Source organism: Nocardia sp. PE-7, assembly GCF_030486425.1.
Lineage (GTDB): Bacteria > Actinomycetota > Actinomycetes > Mycobacteriales > Mycobacteriaceae > Nocardia > Nocardia salmonicida_A.
In genome coordinates this window covers 3,983,699-3,997,952 of sequence record NZ_CP129614.1, presented here as the reverse complement: position 1 = coordinate 3,997,952, position 14,254 = coordinate 3,983,699, and the positions used below count along the sequence as shown (strand labels likewise).

Annotated in this window: 10 protein-coding genes; 5 read left to right on the top strand and 5 right to left on the bottom strand. The window is 69.1% G+C overall.

Annotated elements, in window-relative coordinates; all coding sequences use genetic code 11:
• Positions 1–22: 22 nt before the first annotated feature.
• Positions 23–1,339, top strand: coding sequence for an ABC1 kinase family protein (locus QX204_RS18895; protein WP_301901100.1), 1,317 nt, complete (start codon positions 23–25; stop codon positions 1,337–1,339).
• Between the two features lie 9 nt (positions 1,340–1,348).
• Positions 1,349–1,858: a M15 family metallopeptidase gene (locus tag QX204_RS18890; protein WP_301901098.1), complete on the top strand. Its 510-nt coding sequence runs from the start codon at positions 1,349–1,351 to the stop codon at positions 1,856–1,858.
• Between the two features lie 11 nt (positions 1,859–1,869).
• On the opposite strand, the gene QX204_RS18885 is transcribed toward QX204_RS18890, so the two are convergent.
• Positions 1,870–3,009 carry an epoxide hydrolase family protein gene (locus tag QX204_RS18885; protein WP_301901096.1) on the bottom strand — a complete coding sequence of 380 codons (1,140 nt, stop codon included), beginning with the start codon at positions 3,007–3,009 and terminating at the stop codon, positions 1,870–1,872.
• A gap of 85 nt (positions 3,010–3,094) precedes the next feature.
• On the opposite strand from QX204_RS18885, the gene QX204_RS18880 reads away from it, so the two are divergent.
• Together QX204_RS18880 and QX204_RS18875 are read left to right on the top strand one after the other, a co-directional pair.
• Positions 3,095–4,060, top strand: coding sequence for a helix-turn-helix transcriptional regulator (locus QX204_RS18880; protein ID WP_301901095.1), 966 nt, complete (start codon positions 3,095–3,097; stop codon positions 4,058–4,060).
• A gap of 44 nt (positions 4,061–4,104) precedes the next feature.
• Positions 4,105–5,088 (top strand): Rpn family recombination-promoting nuclease/putative transposase, encoded by a 984-nt coding sequence (locus tag QX204_RS18875; protein WP_367620136.1) that lies wholly within the window; start codon positions 4,105–4,107, stop codon positions 5,086–5,088.
• A 353-nt stretch (positions 5,089–5,441) separates the two neighbouring features.
• On the opposite strand, the gene QX204_RS18870 is transcribed toward QX204_RS18875, so the two are convergent.
• On the bottom strand, positions 5,442–5,870 hold the full coding sequence (locus tag QX204_RS18870) for a RidA family protein (RefSeq protein ID WP_301901092.1): 429 nt from the start codon (positions 5,868–5,870) through the stop codon (positions 5,442–5,444).
• Positions 5,871–5,933: 63 nt separating this feature from the next.
• Here QX204_RS18870 and QX204_RS18865 point away from each other — a divergent pair, with 63 nt between their 5' ends.
• Positions 5,934–6,914: a helix-turn-helix transcriptional regulator gene (locus QX204_RS18865; RefSeq protein WP_301901090.1), complete on the top strand. Its 981-nt coding sequence runs from the start codon at positions 5,934–5,936 to the stop codon at positions 6,912–6,914.
• Between the two features lie 22 nt (positions 6,915–6,936).
• On the opposite strand, the gene QX204_RS18860 is transcribed toward QX204_RS18865, so the two are convergent.
• From QX204_RS18860 to QX204_RS18850, 3 genes are read right to left on the bottom strand one after another with little or no spacing between them, the layout of a single operon-like run.
• Positions 6,937–11,277: an SbcC/MukB-like Walker B domain-containing protein gene (locus QX204_RS18860; protein WP_301901088.1), complete on the bottom strand. Its 4,341-nt coding sequence runs from the start codon at positions 11,275–11,277 to the stop codon at positions 6,937–6,939.
• A 2-nt stretch (positions 11,278–11,279) separates the two neighbouring features.
• Positions 11,280–12,659, bottom strand: coding sequence for a TIGR02678 family protein (locus tag QX204_RS18855; protein ID WP_301901086.1), 1,380 nt, complete (start codon positions 12,657–12,659; stop codon positions 11,280–11,282).
• A complete protein-coding gene (locus QX204_RS18850) occupies positions 12,656–14,161 on the bottom strand; it encodes a TIGR02677 family protein (RefSeq protein WP_357370698.1) in 1,506 nt (501 codons plus the stop codon). Before QX204_RS18850 ends, QX204_RS18855 begins: the two co-directional genes overlap by 4 nt.
• Positions 14,162–14,254 lie beyond the last annotated feature (93 nt).

The following is a 14,254-nucleotide window of genomic DNA, read 5'->3' as shown; positions in this document are numbered from 1 at the left end:
GCAGTTCGCAGCCGGTCAGGCCATGCGGGAAGTCGGGCGGCGGCTGTCGATGATCGGCCGCACCGACGAGGCGCGGGAGGTGCTGGCCGAGCGGTCGGCGATGATGAAGGCGCAGCAGATCGTCGCGGTGCTGGGGAGTATGAAGGGCTCGGCGATGAAACTCGGGCAGATGGGGTCGGTGCTCGATCTCGATTTCGTGCCCGAAGCCCATCGAGAGCAGTTCCGCGCCCAGCTCGCGGCCCTGCAGGACCGGGCGCCCGCGATGCCGTTCGCGACGATGCGCCAGGTGATCGAGGACGATCTCGGTCCCTTGTCGCGGACCTTCGCCGAGTTCGGTGAGACCTCGATCGCGGCGGCGTCGATCGGCCAGGTGCACCGGGCACGACTGCACGACGGGCGCGTCGTCGCGGTCAAGGTGAAATATCCCGGGGTCGAGCGCGCCGTCCACGCCGATATCAGTAATCTCGAGTTCCTCGCCAAGATGGCGAGAACGGCGCTGCCGAGCATGGCCGATACGGGCGTGCTGGAAGAGGTCGCCAACAATCTGCGCAGCGAGCTCGATTACGAGCGCGAGGCCCGAACTCAGCATCGGGTCGCGCAGCGCTACCGTGGTCATCCCTTCATCACCGTGCCCGACAGCGTCGAGGAATTCTGTACGCACAACGTGCTGGTCACCGAATTCGTCGAGGGGCATCCGTTTTCGTATATCCAGACCCTGCCCGCCGCCGAACGTGACCGGCTCGGTGAACTGATCTATCGCTTCTATATCGCCGGCCTGTTCGCCGACAACGAGTTCTGTGGCGATCCGCATCCGGGCAATGTGCTGCTGGCCGCAGATGGCAAACTCGCCTTCGTCGACTTCGGTCTCTACAAGGAGATGGACCCCGCACACGTCGAATTCGAACGTGACGTCCTGCGGGCCGCCGCGGAAGGCCGGGGCGAGGATCTGTTCGCGGCGTGGGTGGGCCGCGGGATCATCGACCCCGATTCCGTGGTCACCGCGGAGGAGAGTCTGGCCTACGTCTGGGCCGCCACCGGCTGGCACCTGCTCGACGAGGCCGTCACGATCACCCCCGAATTGGCGACCGGCGCACTGCTGCTCGCCATCGATCCGCGCTCGTCGGACTTCCAGGGCATGCACAAACAGCTGTTGCCCCCCGAGCACGTGTTCTCCCGCCGCGCCGACCTGTTCACCTTCGCCACCCTCGGTCAGCTGCGCGCCACCGCCAACTGGCATCAGCTCGCCCGCGAATGGCTCTACGGTGAACCCCCGCAGACCGAAACCGGTCGGGTGATCGAGCAGTGGCGCCTCGGTCTCGGCGACCGGTCGGGTCGATAGAATCCGCCTATGAAAACTGTGCTCGGCCGCGCGGCCGACCGGATCCTGGTGACGATGACGGCCGCCGCCGCTGTGACCGCCGTCGGCATCGGCACCGTCGGCGCCCAGCCCGAGCCGCGCGAACAGTTCCAATCGGCAGCGGGCACCGAAGGCCTCGACCCGCCGCTCGCCGCCGCCTACACTCTCGCCGAGCGGCAGGCCCATGCCGAGGATGTGCCCCTGTCGATCACCTCCGGCCATCGCACCTACGAGCAGCAGCAATGGCTCTGGCAGGACGGCCTCGCCACCTACGGCAGCCCCGAGGAGGCGCGCCGCTGGGTGCTGCCGCCGGAGGAATCCACCCATGTCGCCGGTCGCGCCGTCGATGTCGGCCCGCAGGTGGGGGCACAGTGGCTCGAGGCCAACGGTAACCGGTGGGGGCTGTGCCGCACCTTCGACAACGAGTGGTGGCATTTCGAGTTGGTCACCGCGCCCGGCGCACCGTGTCCGCCCCGGGTGCCGGACGCGAGCCAACGCTAGAGCGAAACAGTTCAGCGCAGCGGGGCGAAGAATGTCCGGATGTCGGCGACGTGGGCGACCGGTTCCTCCATCGCGATGAAATGGTTGCCCGGATTTCCCGACGGCCAATGGGTGATCTTGTTGCCCCGGTCGGCGAGTTTGCGCATGAGCGGTGATCCGCCACCGTAGACGCCGGTCGGCACCAGGTTCTGGTCGCTGGGCCAACCGAATCCGCCACCGTCGCGCAGTCCGTCGTACATCGGCCAGGACGAGGTGCCGGTGGTCTGGGTGAACCAGTACAGGGCGATGTCGGTCAGCAGATGGTCGCGCTCGATCACGTCTTCGGCGCGGTCGGCCATGTAAGCGAACTCCTGGAACTTCTGCATCATCCACGCCAGTAGTGCGACCGGCGAATCGTTCCAGCCGAGCGCGAAGGTTTGCGGCGCCGCCCGCAGCAGGGCGTGGTGGTCGACGCCGCCGGTCATCCACCGCTGCATTTCCGCCCACTGCGCGCGATCGTCGGCCGACATCGCGGGCACGTCGGCCTCGGTCGGCATGCCGAGCCCGCCGTCGAGATGCACGCCGATCACGTGTTCCGGGGCGGCGAGCGCCACCTCCGGCGCGATGTAGGCGCCGAGGTCACCGCCCTGCGTGCCGTAGCGGTCATAGCCGAGGCGGTCCATCAGAGTGGCCCACATCGCGGCGACCCGTGCGGTGGTCATGCCGGGTTCGCGCGGCGCCGCCGAGAAGGCGAAGCCGGGGACGGACGGGATCACCACGTCGAAGGCGAGCGCGGGATCGAGGCCGTGGGCGCGTGGATCGGTGAGCGGGCCGATGGTGCGGGTGAACTCCACGAACGAATTGGGCCAGCCGTGGGTCAGCAGCAGCGGCACCGCGTCGGGCTCGGGGGAGCGAACGTGCACGAAATGGACGTCGAGGCCGTCGATCTCGGTGAGGAACTGGGGAAACGCGTTCAGCGCGGCTTCTTGTGCCCGCCAATCGAATTCGTCTGCCCAGTACCGGGCGAGCTCGCGCAGATACTCGGCGGGGATGCCGCGTTCCCAGCCCTCGCCCGGCAGTTGAGCCGCCCAGCGCGTCCTGCTCAGCCGGTCGTGCAGGTCATCGATGTCGGCCTGGGGGATGTCGATGCGGAACGGGCGAATGGTGCTCATCGGGACTCCTCGTTGTCGGTGTGATTCCGACGCTACAAATCATCTAGGACAGCTTCGGTCCTAGATATCCGGCAGAATCGAGAGCATGACCGACACTGCCGCCCGCCTGCTCCGTTTGCTCTCCCTGTTGCAGATGCCACGGGAGTGGCCCGGCAGCGAACTGGCCGATCGGCTCGGCGTCACCGACCGGACCGTGCGACGCGATGTCGACCGGCTGCGCGAGCTGGGCTACCCGGTGGTCGCGGCGATGGGTGCCGCCGGCGGGTACCGACTCACCGCGGGTTCGGCGCTGCCGCCGTTGATCCTCGACGCGGACGAGGCGGTCGCGGTGGCTGTCGGGCTGAGAGTCGCTGCGGGACAAGCGGTCGCGGGCATCGAGGACGCCTCGGTGCGGGCGTTGACCAAACTCGAGCAAGTCCTGCCGACGAAACTGCGCAGACGGGTGCGCGTGGTCGGTTCGGCGGTCGCGGTCCGCGCGGGGGAGGGCCCCACCGTCGACCCCGAGGTCCTCACCACCCTCGCCGCCGCTGTCACCAACCGAGAACGCCTGCGTTTCACCTACCGTGACGCCAGCGGCGCAGAATCCCGCCGCCACACCGAACCCGCCGGTGTCGTCGCAGCGGGCCGCCGCTGGTATCTCGTCGCCTACGACCTCGACCGCGACGCCTGGCGCAGCTACCGCGCCGACCGCATCGAAACCCCCCACCCCACCGGCGCCCGCATCACCCCCCGCGACCTCCCCGCCGCCGACCCGGCCGACTACGTAGCAGGCCGCCGAACCGACTGGGCCACACCCGAATACCACGTCGACGTCACCATCGAAGCACCACACGGCCGCATCACGGGCCGCCTCGGCGAAGAACCGAACACCCTGCACGCCACCGGCGCCGCCACGTGCCGTCTCACCGCCACCCGAGACGACGACCCGGCCTGGCTCGCCACCCAGCTGACCACCCTCGGTGTCCCCTTCCGCGTACACAATTCGCCAGAACTGGCCGAGAATCTGCGCATCCTCGTGCACCGCCTGACCGCCGCCTTGCCGACGGGGTAATCCGGCCACCATCGCGCCCTCGCCGAGCCGGTCGAGAGTAGGTTATGGCTATGGTCGAGCAACCCTCGAACCCGCACGACGCCTTCGCGCGCCACATTCTCGGCCGAACGGTCAACGCGGCCTCGGAACTACGCGCTGTCCTGCCCGAACACATTGTGCAGCGGGCGAACTGGAATACCCTTCGTTTGCTCCCGGGAAGTTACGTCTCACCGCAACTGCGGTCGCGTTACAGCGACCTGCTGTTCTCGGTCGAACTCGACGGCGACGACGCCATCATCTACGTACTGATCGAACACCAGAGCAGCAGCGACCATCTGATGTCGCTGCGACTGATGGAGTACATGGTCAACATCTGGACCCGCTATGTCGATGCATACCCCAAGACGCGAACACTGCCGATTGTCGTTCCGGTGGTGATCCATGCGAGTCCGCGCGGGCATCGATGGGCGGCACCGACGGAGCTTTCGCAGCTGTTCGCCGCCTCCGTGCCGCTGCTGGATTCGTTGGGTGATGTGGTCCCGCGAATGCGGTTCATTCTCGACGACATGGCGAGCGTCGACCTGGCCGAGCTACAGAAGCGGCCACTGACGCCCGCGGTACGGGTGATGTTGTTCCTTCAGCGCCACGCCTCCGGCAGAACAGACCTGGGGATCACGATGATGCCGTTGGTTCCTGACCTGTCAGCCATGGCGGAAAGCCCGGACGGTGACCGTGACCTGCAAGCTGTGGTGACGTACATTATGACTGTCGGCGAAACAGATCCGTCGGACTTCGACCCGCTGATCGAGCGGCTCGAACCGCGGGCGAAGGAGGTCATTGTGACTACCGGGGAGATGCTTCGCGCTGAAGGCGAAGCCAAGGGTGAAGTCAAGGGTGAAGCCAATCTTCTGATCCGACTGCTCGGGCGTAAGTTCGGTGAGCTGTCCGAATCGACCATTCTTCAGGTCAGGGCGGCGAGCCCCGGCGAACTGCATCGCTGGGCCGACCGAATTCTTACCGCGTCGACCATCGAGGACACTCTCGCCTGAGTTGTTGCGGCCTCTGCCGTACAGCGAGTTCTCGGCCCGCCGAAATGAGCACCGGTGGATCCGAGGATGCCGGATAGGGAAGTCGTCTACCGCAAACTCGGCAAGGTGATACCGGCGAACTCCTACTGGGGTCGCGTACGACGAACTGGTCGGATGGCCGAGCACCGGGCCCGCCATGGAAGCCGTGATCGCGGCATTCGACCGGACCGACGATCTCGACCTGCTCGACTTGCTCACCCAGACCCACGACGTCCTCGACCGGTCCCCCGCGCCTCGTAGGCGGTCGCGTGCCTACGAGGCGGCTCCTGACCGCAGGTGCCACGCGCTCACCGCGCCACGGCACCCACGCCGGATCAGGGGCGGGCGGCGAGGGCTTCGACCTCGAAGAGAACGTCGGGAGTGGCGAGGCTCGCGACGCCGATGAGCGTCTGGGTGGGTGGGGTCGTGCCCCAGTTCGCCTGTACGGCAGCGGCGATGGGGCCGAGTTTGGTGACGTCGTGATTCACGACATAGGTCCGGAGCTGGACGACGTGGCCGAGGTCGAGGCCGTGAGCGGCCAGGGCGGTGGCGATATTGCGGAAGGTCTGGTCGACCTGGTCGGTGAAGTCCGGGGAGACGACCGCGCCGTCGGGGCGGGAGCCGTACTGACCCGAGACGAGAACCAGCTCCGTTCCCGCGGGGACGACGGCGGTGTGGCTGTAGCCGAAGGGAATCGGATCGTGCAGGCCGTCGGGGTTGACGACGGTGTGGGTCGGGCGGGACGCGTGCTCGATGTTTGTCATGCGGATGAACCTGCCAGGAATACACGACATCCTGTGTCGTGTATTCCTGGCATAGTTTTTCCCATGCGAGCTGACCGATTGGTCTCCCTGGTGCTCCTGCTGCGTCGCCACGGTCGGCTGTCGGCCGAAACCCTCGCGCGCGAGCTGGAGGTGTCCACCCGCACCGTGCTGCGCGACATCGAGGCGCTGTCCACCGCCGGCGTGCCGGTCTACGCCGAACGCGGCAGGCACGGCGGTTTCGCGTTGTTGCCCGGGTTCCGGACCGAGCTCACCGGGCTGAATCACGACGAGGCGCTGGCACTGCTGATCGCTGGATCACGGCGTGGCGCACAGGCGTTCGGACTCGGCTCGGCGCTCGCGTCGGCCGTGCTCAAGGTGGTCGACGCGCTGCCCGAGAACTATCGGGAGATCGCGAGCGAGGCGGCCGAGCGATTGCTCATCGACCCCGAGACCGACCTCCTGTCGCGGCGGCTGGACACCGACGACCTGTCCGACACGATCGTGACCGAGGTCCGGCGCGCGGTGCTCGCCGGACACAAGCTGCGCATCGACTACGCGGCCGTCGGCCACGGCGCCGCATGGCGCACGGTCGACCCGATCGGCCTGGTCACCGTCCGAAGCCAGGGCTATTTGCTCGCGACGAGATCCGGCGCGGACCGCACCTACCGACTGTCGCGGATCGTGGCCGCCGAGGAACTCGACGAACCCGCACAACGACCGGAACGGGTCGATCTGGACCAGGCATGGCAGCAACGCAGCGCGCAGTTCCGCGCCGGCGGCGATCTTGTCACCGTGCAGGTTCGGGTGAACCCGACGCGGCGCGAGGAACTGGTCGGCACCTCGCTGGCCGTCCACAGCGAGGAAGCGGACCACGACGGCGTGCTGCGGCTGGAGGTCACCTTCCAGGATTCCAGACATGCCGAATGGGCGATGTGGCAGCTCGCCACTGACGCGGAGGTGCTGACCCCACCGTGGTTGCGCGACGCCCTGCGCAAGCGCGCCGCCGCGCTCGTCACGTGCTACGAAACGTCATCCGACAGGTGACGCGCCGCAGGGACCCGCGAGTTCAGCCCACCGATGCCGGTTCGCCGGGCATGCCCTCCAGCGTCAACCCGCCCTCGATGGTGTTGGGAACGCGACGGCGGTTGGGGGAGCCCAGCGCCGTGGTGAGATCGCCGCCATCGTGTTCGGCGAGAAGCTCACCGCTGTCCCAGACGAGAAGTGTTGCGCTGACAGTATTCTCGGCGGTGGAATGAGCCAGGTCGTAATGCGCGCAGCCGGGGACGTGGGCGTAGGTGATCCACAGGTCGTAACCGGTCATGAACAGGTCGAGGTCGAATTGCACGCTGAGGCTGAGCAATTCGCTGCGACCGTTGTCGTCGACACCGGCGAAGGCTTCGTCGAGGGCCAGCAGGCGGGGAGCCTGCGGATCGGCCGAGTCGAGCATCACGTGGGCGGCGGCGAAGAGGGGAAGGTGCAGCGAGACCGACTGTTCGCCGCCGGAGAGGGCGCTGTGGCGGGCGACGGTGAGTTTGTCCTCGGTGCCGTCGCCGGAGATGAGGGTGAACGAGAAGACTCGCCAGGTGCGGTAATCGAGGGTGGCGGCGAGGATTTCGGGGTACGAGCGTTCCGGGTGCGCGGTGCGGGCCGCGCGGATCTCGGCGGCGAAATGGGCGCGGACCGAGCCCAGGTCTTCCGAGCTGAGGGCGGTGGTGTCGCGGTCGAGGAGTTTGCACATCGAGCGCGCCGACTCCGACAGGCCGTCGGCCAGGATCCAGTGCACGCCGATGGTGTTGCCCGACGACATCCGCCGCTGCTTCATCTCCGCGCCCATACGGGAGATGAGTTCGCGAGCGTCGGTGGTGCGTTCGTGGATCTGCTGGGCCAGGCCGGTGAGCAGCGCGTCTTCGAGGATGCGGCGTTCGGCGTCGGTGAGCAGTAGTTCCTGGTCACGGCGGGCGGCGTCGATACTGGCGGCGAAGTCGGCGAGGGCGGCCTGACCGTTCTCGTCGTGGACGGCGACGACGGTGAGTCCGTCGGCGGCGTCCCAGTTCAGACGGTAATCGCGACCGGATGCGGTGAGCGCGGCGTCGAATTCCTGGAGTGCGCTGGTCACCGCGGACCGTGTGGACTTGCGGCCGGCCTCGGTGGCGCGCACCTGGCTGGTGGCGGTGTCGAGGTCGGCGAACAGGGCGGCCACCTCGTCGGGCAGCACCACCGGGTCGGCTTCCGGGCCCGCCGCGACGATGCGGTATTGCAGCTGTTCCGGGGTGGACCACGCGGCATCGCTGCTGGGCCAACGATGTTCGACCGAGGCGCCCAACAAGCTCAGCAAATCGGGTCGGGCGTAGGGCGCCAGCGAACGTACCTCGCCGAGCACCTCGGTGAGCGCGGTGGCGAGCGCTTCGTTGGCGGTGCGATAGGCGGCCTCGGCGTCGCCGACCGCCTCGATGGCGGCATTGGCGGCCTTGCGCGCGGCCCGCTGTTCGGCTTTGGCGGCCTCGATGGCGCCGCGGGCCAGCTCGAGGTCGCGGTCGATGTCGGCGGCACTGGCGCCCAAGGCCTCTCGCAGCGTTTCGAGTTTGCGTTGCTGTTCGGTATAGCCGAGCCGGGCCGCCTCGGCCTCTTCGGCGAACGCCTCGGCCAGTGCCCGCGCTTCGTCGTGCCGGTCGGCGCCCTCGCGTTCGCGTTCACGTTCCCGCTCGTGCTCGGCGCGCAGGCGGAGCAGTCCGGTGCCGGTGTTCTCGAAATGCCGGATGGCGGCGGCCAGGGCGTCGAGTTCGCGCGCCTCGCGGGGGGTTCGGTGTGCCGCGGCGGCGGCGCGAACCTTCTTGTCCAAGGCCGCGACTTCGGCCACGGCCTGGTCGAGTTCGCGCTCGGCCTGCGTCGCGGCCTCCACCCGCGAACGCATCAGACCGGCGGTCTCGGCGACGGCACGCAAGGCGGAGGTCACCGCCGACGGGCGCGGCAGAGCCTTGGCGGCTGCCGACAACGCGGCCAATTGCGCAGTGGCCGAAGCGTCTTCGGCCCGTGCGTCGTCGTGCTCGGCTGCGGCGGCCTCGATCGCCGCTTCGATCTCGGCGAGCCGGGACTCACGCCTGCGGGCTCGCGCGGTCGTCCCGATGAACTCGGCCTCGGGCTTGTGGTGGTGGCCTACGAGAACGCCCTGTCGGAAGGATCCGGCGAGGCCGACCACGACGTGCGGGGTCTCGGCAGTGGTCAGCGGGGTGAGCCTGGCTCCGGTGCACGACGCCGCGCCTGGAGCCGCCATGGGGTCCGGGCTGTGCGGCTGTGCGGCGTCGTGGACAGCGATGGAGGCCAGCACGGCGGCGACCGTCTCGGTGGGAACCGTGAGCGCGGCGGAATCCTCCTCGACGACAAGGACATCGGCGAGCGTGCGGCCGGATGGGCGCTGGTCGACCGGCAAGGGGAGCAGGAAATGGTCGGAGTCGATGGCGGCGGGCAGGGTCGGGCCGCAAATCCAGCTGTCGAGCAGGCCGCCCGACTGCAGCGCCGCTTCGATACCGGCCGCATCCTGCGCGGACACCGAGTCGGCGAACCGCACCAGCTGCCAGAGGGGAGCACCCGGAAGTCCTTCTCGGACACCGGTTCTGGCGGGATGCGGCGGGGGAGCGTCGTCGCGCTGGGCGGCGATCTGCGCGCGTTCGGCAGCCAGCGCGTCGCGGCGGGCGGCGGCAGCGCTCGCGCGGGATCGAGCCTCTTGGCGGCGGGTGCGAATCTGTTCCTGCAACGGCTCGCATCGCTCGGCCAGAACCTCGGATGCCGAGGCGATGTCGGCCACTCCCGCGCCGGCCACGGCGGTGTCGAGCGCCTCGAACAAGCCCGCGGCACGACCTCGGTCGACCGGCCCGCCGCCTTCCGCGGGCACACCGTCGAGTTCGGCGACCGGTGCGAAAACCTCGGTGTTGGTGTTCCACCAGGTGCGCAGGGCGGCCGCGGATTCGCTACGGGCCAGGGTGACCGCTGCTTCGGCGTGGGCCACTTCCGCGGCGGCGGAGTCACGCAGTTCGATCGCGCGTTCGGCCAGGCGTTCGGACCGGGTGCGGTCCGCGGCGGCGGTTTCCCACTTGCCCAGTGCCTTTCGAACGGCGCGGACGTCGGCGTCGCGCTCTTCGGCGTGGCCGCGGACCGCCGCGGTGAACTGGTCGCCGCGGCCTTCGGCGCTGGGCGGAGTCCATTCGATGCCTGCTTCTTCGGCGGCGGCGCGGACCGCGTCTTCTCCGCGGACGAGGGCGGCTGCCGCGGTGCGCACCGCTTCGGTGGCCCGGGAGGCTTCTTCGGCGCGGCGTTGCAGGGTATGCGCGGCCTCGGCGGCCTTGTCGCGGTGGGCCGCGGCGGAGGTTTCGAGGCGGCGGACGGCATCGGCCAGGTCGTCGAGTTGCTGTTTGCCCTCGTAGGCACTGGAGCGTTGGAGGTTCTCGCGGTCGGCGATGGCCTGTTCGTAGGCGTGATCGGCGTTTTCGGCCCTGGTCTCGGCTTCGGTGCGGTCGGTGTCGCGACGGGTGCGCAGGGCCGTCGCGGCGAAGAGCGCGGTGGAGGCGTTGGTCACGGCGTCGAGGCGGGTGCGCAGCTGGTCGACGTCGGTTTTCGCCTGTACCGCAAGATATTTGCGGTACACGTCGACGAAACGGCGGGTGGCGGTGTCGGCCTGGACGAGGCCGTCGAGGGTCCGGCCGACCTCTTCCATATCGCTGAACGAGCGAGCGGCGTCGAGGATCAACTGCTCGTCGAGGGGGCGAAGGCCGTCGGTGAGGGCCTGGGAGAGCCCACGCGGGTCGAGGTTCTTGGCGAGCTGGGGCCTTCGCAGGGTGAGGATCAGGTTGATCAGCTGGTCGTAGCGCTGCACGCCGAGCCCGAACATGCGCGCGTCGATCGCCGCGCGGTACTCGACGGGACGGTCGACGATGGCGTCGCTGCCGATCTGCTCGGCCAGTTGCTTACGGGTGAGCGGACGGTCGTCGGGTCCGATGAGCGAGAAGTCCACCCCGGCGCGGCCGTCGGCGACGAAGTACCAGCGGGTCACCTTGTCCGAGGAGCGGGTGGCGCGCATGCCGATGCCGACGGTGACGGTTTCGGGATCGTCCCAGCTGCCGCGCGCGAACTCCATCCACACATACGAGTAGGCCGATTCCTGCTTGCGGTACAGCAGATTCGACTTCATGGTGCGTTCTTCGCCGGCGAACGGGTTGAGCCTGCGCGGTTCGATCCGTCCGTCCAGCACGAACGGGAACAACACCTCGAGTGCCTTGGTCTTACCGGAACCGTTGGGTCCGCGCAGCACCAGACGGCCGTCGGCGAAACTGAACTCCTGATCGCGGTAGTCCCACAGATTGACGATGCCCGCCCGGGTCGGGACGAACCGCACTCCGCCGTGAATGAGTGACATGCTCAGACCCCTGCCTCTCCGGTGCTGCCGTCGGTATCGGCGGCGGTGACGAACAATTCCTCGGCCTTGCGCACTCGCACGGTGACCACCGCACCCCGATATCTGGCCAGTGCGGGCAAGACCAGCAGCCCGTCGTCGACCGGCCGGATCAGCCGCAGCTTGGCGAGCAGCGCGAGCACCTCGGTGGTGAGCCCGCCGACATCGGCCTGCCACTGCGCGGCGAAGGTCGCGCCGTAGCGGTCGGTGAGCGCGATGACCGTGGTGCGTACCCAGGCGTCGGCCAGGAACGGATAGGTGACCGGTTCGGCGGAATCAGTGGTTTCGTCGTCGAAATCTGTTGCGGCAGGAGAAATGTCGATGTCATCGGCCAGCGGGGCGAACACGCCCGCGGTGGGAATGGACGCGTCGAGTTGCTCGAGCAACGCGTCGTCGGGGGTGAGCGCGCCGGGCCGCCGGGCGACCGGGTTGTCGATATCGAGAACCGCGTCGGCGATCTCACCGATCAGCAGCAGTGCCACCTGCGCCAGGGTGCCGGTGCCGGGGAAGCGGGTATCGGACAGTCGACCCGAGGTGTCGATCAGCGCCACACCCTCGGCCCGGCGTTCGGCCCGCAGTCCGGTGCAGTACTCGACCTCGCCGACCAGCCGGTCCTGGCCCAGGAGCGCCCGCTCGGCGTCGGAGAGTTCGTCGAGATAGACGACCGGGCGCTCGACCAGTGCCCGGCGCACCCGGCGGGCCTGATCCGGCGATGCCTGATCGGCGTCGTCGGCCAGCAAACCGCGCACGCTGTGCAGGTGTTGGAGCGCTCGCGGCGGCCGGAACAGGGCGAACACCACCGGTCGGTCGATGTCGTAGAGCGCCTCGCCCGCCTCCGGGTCGGTGGCCCAGCCCCCCGCGTCGCCGTCGGCCAGCGTCAGCGCGCCGCGCGCGCCGAGCCAGCCGACAGCGTCGACGAAGGCATCGCGGTCGGCGGCCCGCTCGGTCGAGAGGTCGAGGCCCTCGATCCGGCTCGCGTAATCGGCGACGTGCTCGGCCAATTCCGACAGGGTGATCTGATCGCCCGCCCGGCCGAGGGCGGCCAGCGCCAACGACAGGTAGGCATAGCGGCGACGGTCGAAGACACGATCGTTGACGCTGCGGGCGGGCCGGGCGTCGTCGAGTCGATCGTGGACCGGGTAGAGCCGGGCCGTGGTCTCGGTGACTTCCAGCCGGTAGCCGAACAATTCGGCCAGGTCCTCGCGTAGCTCGGTCGCCCAGCGACGGATCAACGGCAACGCGATCCGATCGGGGTAGACGCGGGTGACCAGGTGATTGGCCAGCATCACCCGCGCGGCCCGCTGGTAGCTGTCCAGTGCCAGCGCGTCGATCCGTTGCCGCTTCATCGCGCAGCCCCCCGTCGCGCCGAACCGCCGCGCACCTCGAGGCGGCGATTGTTCAGATGCAGCAGCCCCACCGCGGTGCGGATCACCGTCGACCCGTCGCACGGCCGCACCGTCAACGTCACACCGTTGTCGGAACCGGTGGTGCCGTCGACATTTCCGCTCACCGGCACCCAGGCGGTGGAAGCCGCGTCGAGCAGGCGCAACAGCACCGCCGTCTCGCGCTGATCCAGGACCCGCTCGTGCACATTGCCCTTCGACAGTGAGGCGGCGGCCGCGGCCCGGTCCCGCTGCGCCGCCAGTTGTGCCTCGCGCAGCCGCCGCACACCCGCGTCGTTGCGCGCGATCCGGGCGGGGGCGCCCGCGGTGGGTGCGCGCCCGGTCTCGGCGAGGGTGCGCGAGATCTCCAACGGCGGTGCTTCCCACCAGGAACGACTGGTCGGAATCAGCTCCGCATCGGGATGTTCCAGTGACAGATGACGCGGCTTGCCTAGTCCGAACACCGCGTCGTAGAGCGCGTGCGCACCGCCCGCGGAGGGGGTGGCGACGAACCATTCGGCCAGGTGCCGCAACGCCGATTCCCGACTGATGCCGCCACGGCGGGTCTCGGTGACCCGGCGCAACAGCGACAGCACCGCCGCGATCGCGCTCATCGTCGCCTCGCGCAGTCGGTCGGCCTCACAGGTTTCCGACGACTCGGTGCCCGCGGCGACGAACCAGGTGCGCAACCCGTCCCACCGCGAACGCCAATCCGCTTCGCGCTCGGCCAGGCTCAACAACACCCGCTCGTCACACCCGGCCGCGCGACCGATCAACTGCTCGACTCCGGTCTCCTCGACCTCGCCGATCGCCGCCGCCAGCCGCGGCGCGAACCGGGCCAGATCCATGCTGAACTCCCGCATGTGCGCCAGCAACGCGTCCTTGTGCGCGAGAAAGGATTCCGGGGTGATCTCGGTCGTGCGCACCAGATCGCCCAGCGACAGGTAGAAGTGCGCGGCCCGCGCGGCCATGTCGGTGAGTGCGGCGTCGAGCCTGCGCAGGGTGGTGTAGACCCGCTCGGCATCGCCGTCGCGGTTGGCGGCGGCGAGCGTGCGCAGGTCGGCGAGCAACTCGGGGAGCACGAGCCGCGACAGCGACGCGTCCTCCATGCGGGCCGCGAGCACCCCGGCCACCGCCCGGTAGGCCTGGAAACCGGCCTGCGCGAACTGGTAGACGTAGTGCCGGTTGCGGTACTCGGCCAGCGTCGCCGCCCTGGTGCCGTCATAGCTGCGTTCGAGCACACCCCAGCGATGCAACTGCTCGAGCAGCGGACCGATCTCGACCGCGGGCAGTGGGACACCCGCGGCCGCCTCGACCCGGCCGCCCGCCTCGACCCGGGAAATCCATTCCGCGACGTCGTCGGCGTGCAACAACACCACGTAGGCGGCCCGGGCGCTGTCGAAGGCGCGCAGCACCCGCAGGTAGTCGGCGCGCTTCTCGGCGGTCGCGAACGAGAACAACCGCAGACGTTCGTCCCACAGGGCGGGTACGGCGCTGGGCAGGCCGTCGGCGGAGTCGGTCACCGTAGACAGGTTAGTGGTGGCCTTCCCGTGCCCCGC

What these genes read in the sequence shown, in the direction of transcription:
- QX204_RS18895 (WP_301901100.1), top strand. Translation starts at nt 23, where the DNA reads ATGCGGGAAGTCGGGCGGCGGCTGTCGATGATCGGCCGCACCGACGAG.
- QX204_RS18890 (WP_301901098.1), top strand. Translation starts at nt 1,349, where the DNA reads ATGAAAACTGTGCTCGGCCGCGCGGCCGACCGGATCCTGGTGACGATG.
- QX204_RS18855 (WP_301901086.1), bottom strand. Translation starts at nt 12,659, where the DNA reads ATGAAGCGGCAACGGATCGACGCGCTGGCACTGGACAGCTACCAGCGG.
- QX204_RS18885 (WP_301901096.1), bottom strand. Translation starts at nt 3,009, where the DNA reads ATGAGCACCATTCGCCCGTTCCGCATCGACATCCCCCAGGCCGACATC.
- QX204_RS18865 (WP_301901090.1), top strand. Translation starts at nt 5,934, where the DNA reads ATGCGAGCTGACCGATTGGTCTCCCTGGTGCTCCTGCTGCGTCGCCAC.
- QX204_RS18860 (WP_301901088.1), bottom strand. Translation starts at nt 11,277, where the DNA reads ATGTCACTCATTCACGGCGGAGTGCGGTTCGTCCCGACCCGGGCGGGC.
- QX204_RS18870 (WP_301901092.1), bottom strand. Translation starts at nt 5,870, where the DNA reads ATGACAAACATCGAGCACGCGTCCCGCCCGACCCACACCGTCGTCAAC.
- QX204_RS18875 (WP_367620136.1), top strand. Translation starts at nt 4,105, where the DNA reads ATGGCTATGGTCGAGCAACCCTCGAACCCGCACGACGCCTTCGCGCGC.
- QX204_RS18880 (WP_301901095.1), top strand. Translation starts at nt 3,095, where the DNA reads ATGACCGACACTGCCGCCCGCCTGCTCCGTTTGCTCTCCCTGTTGCAG.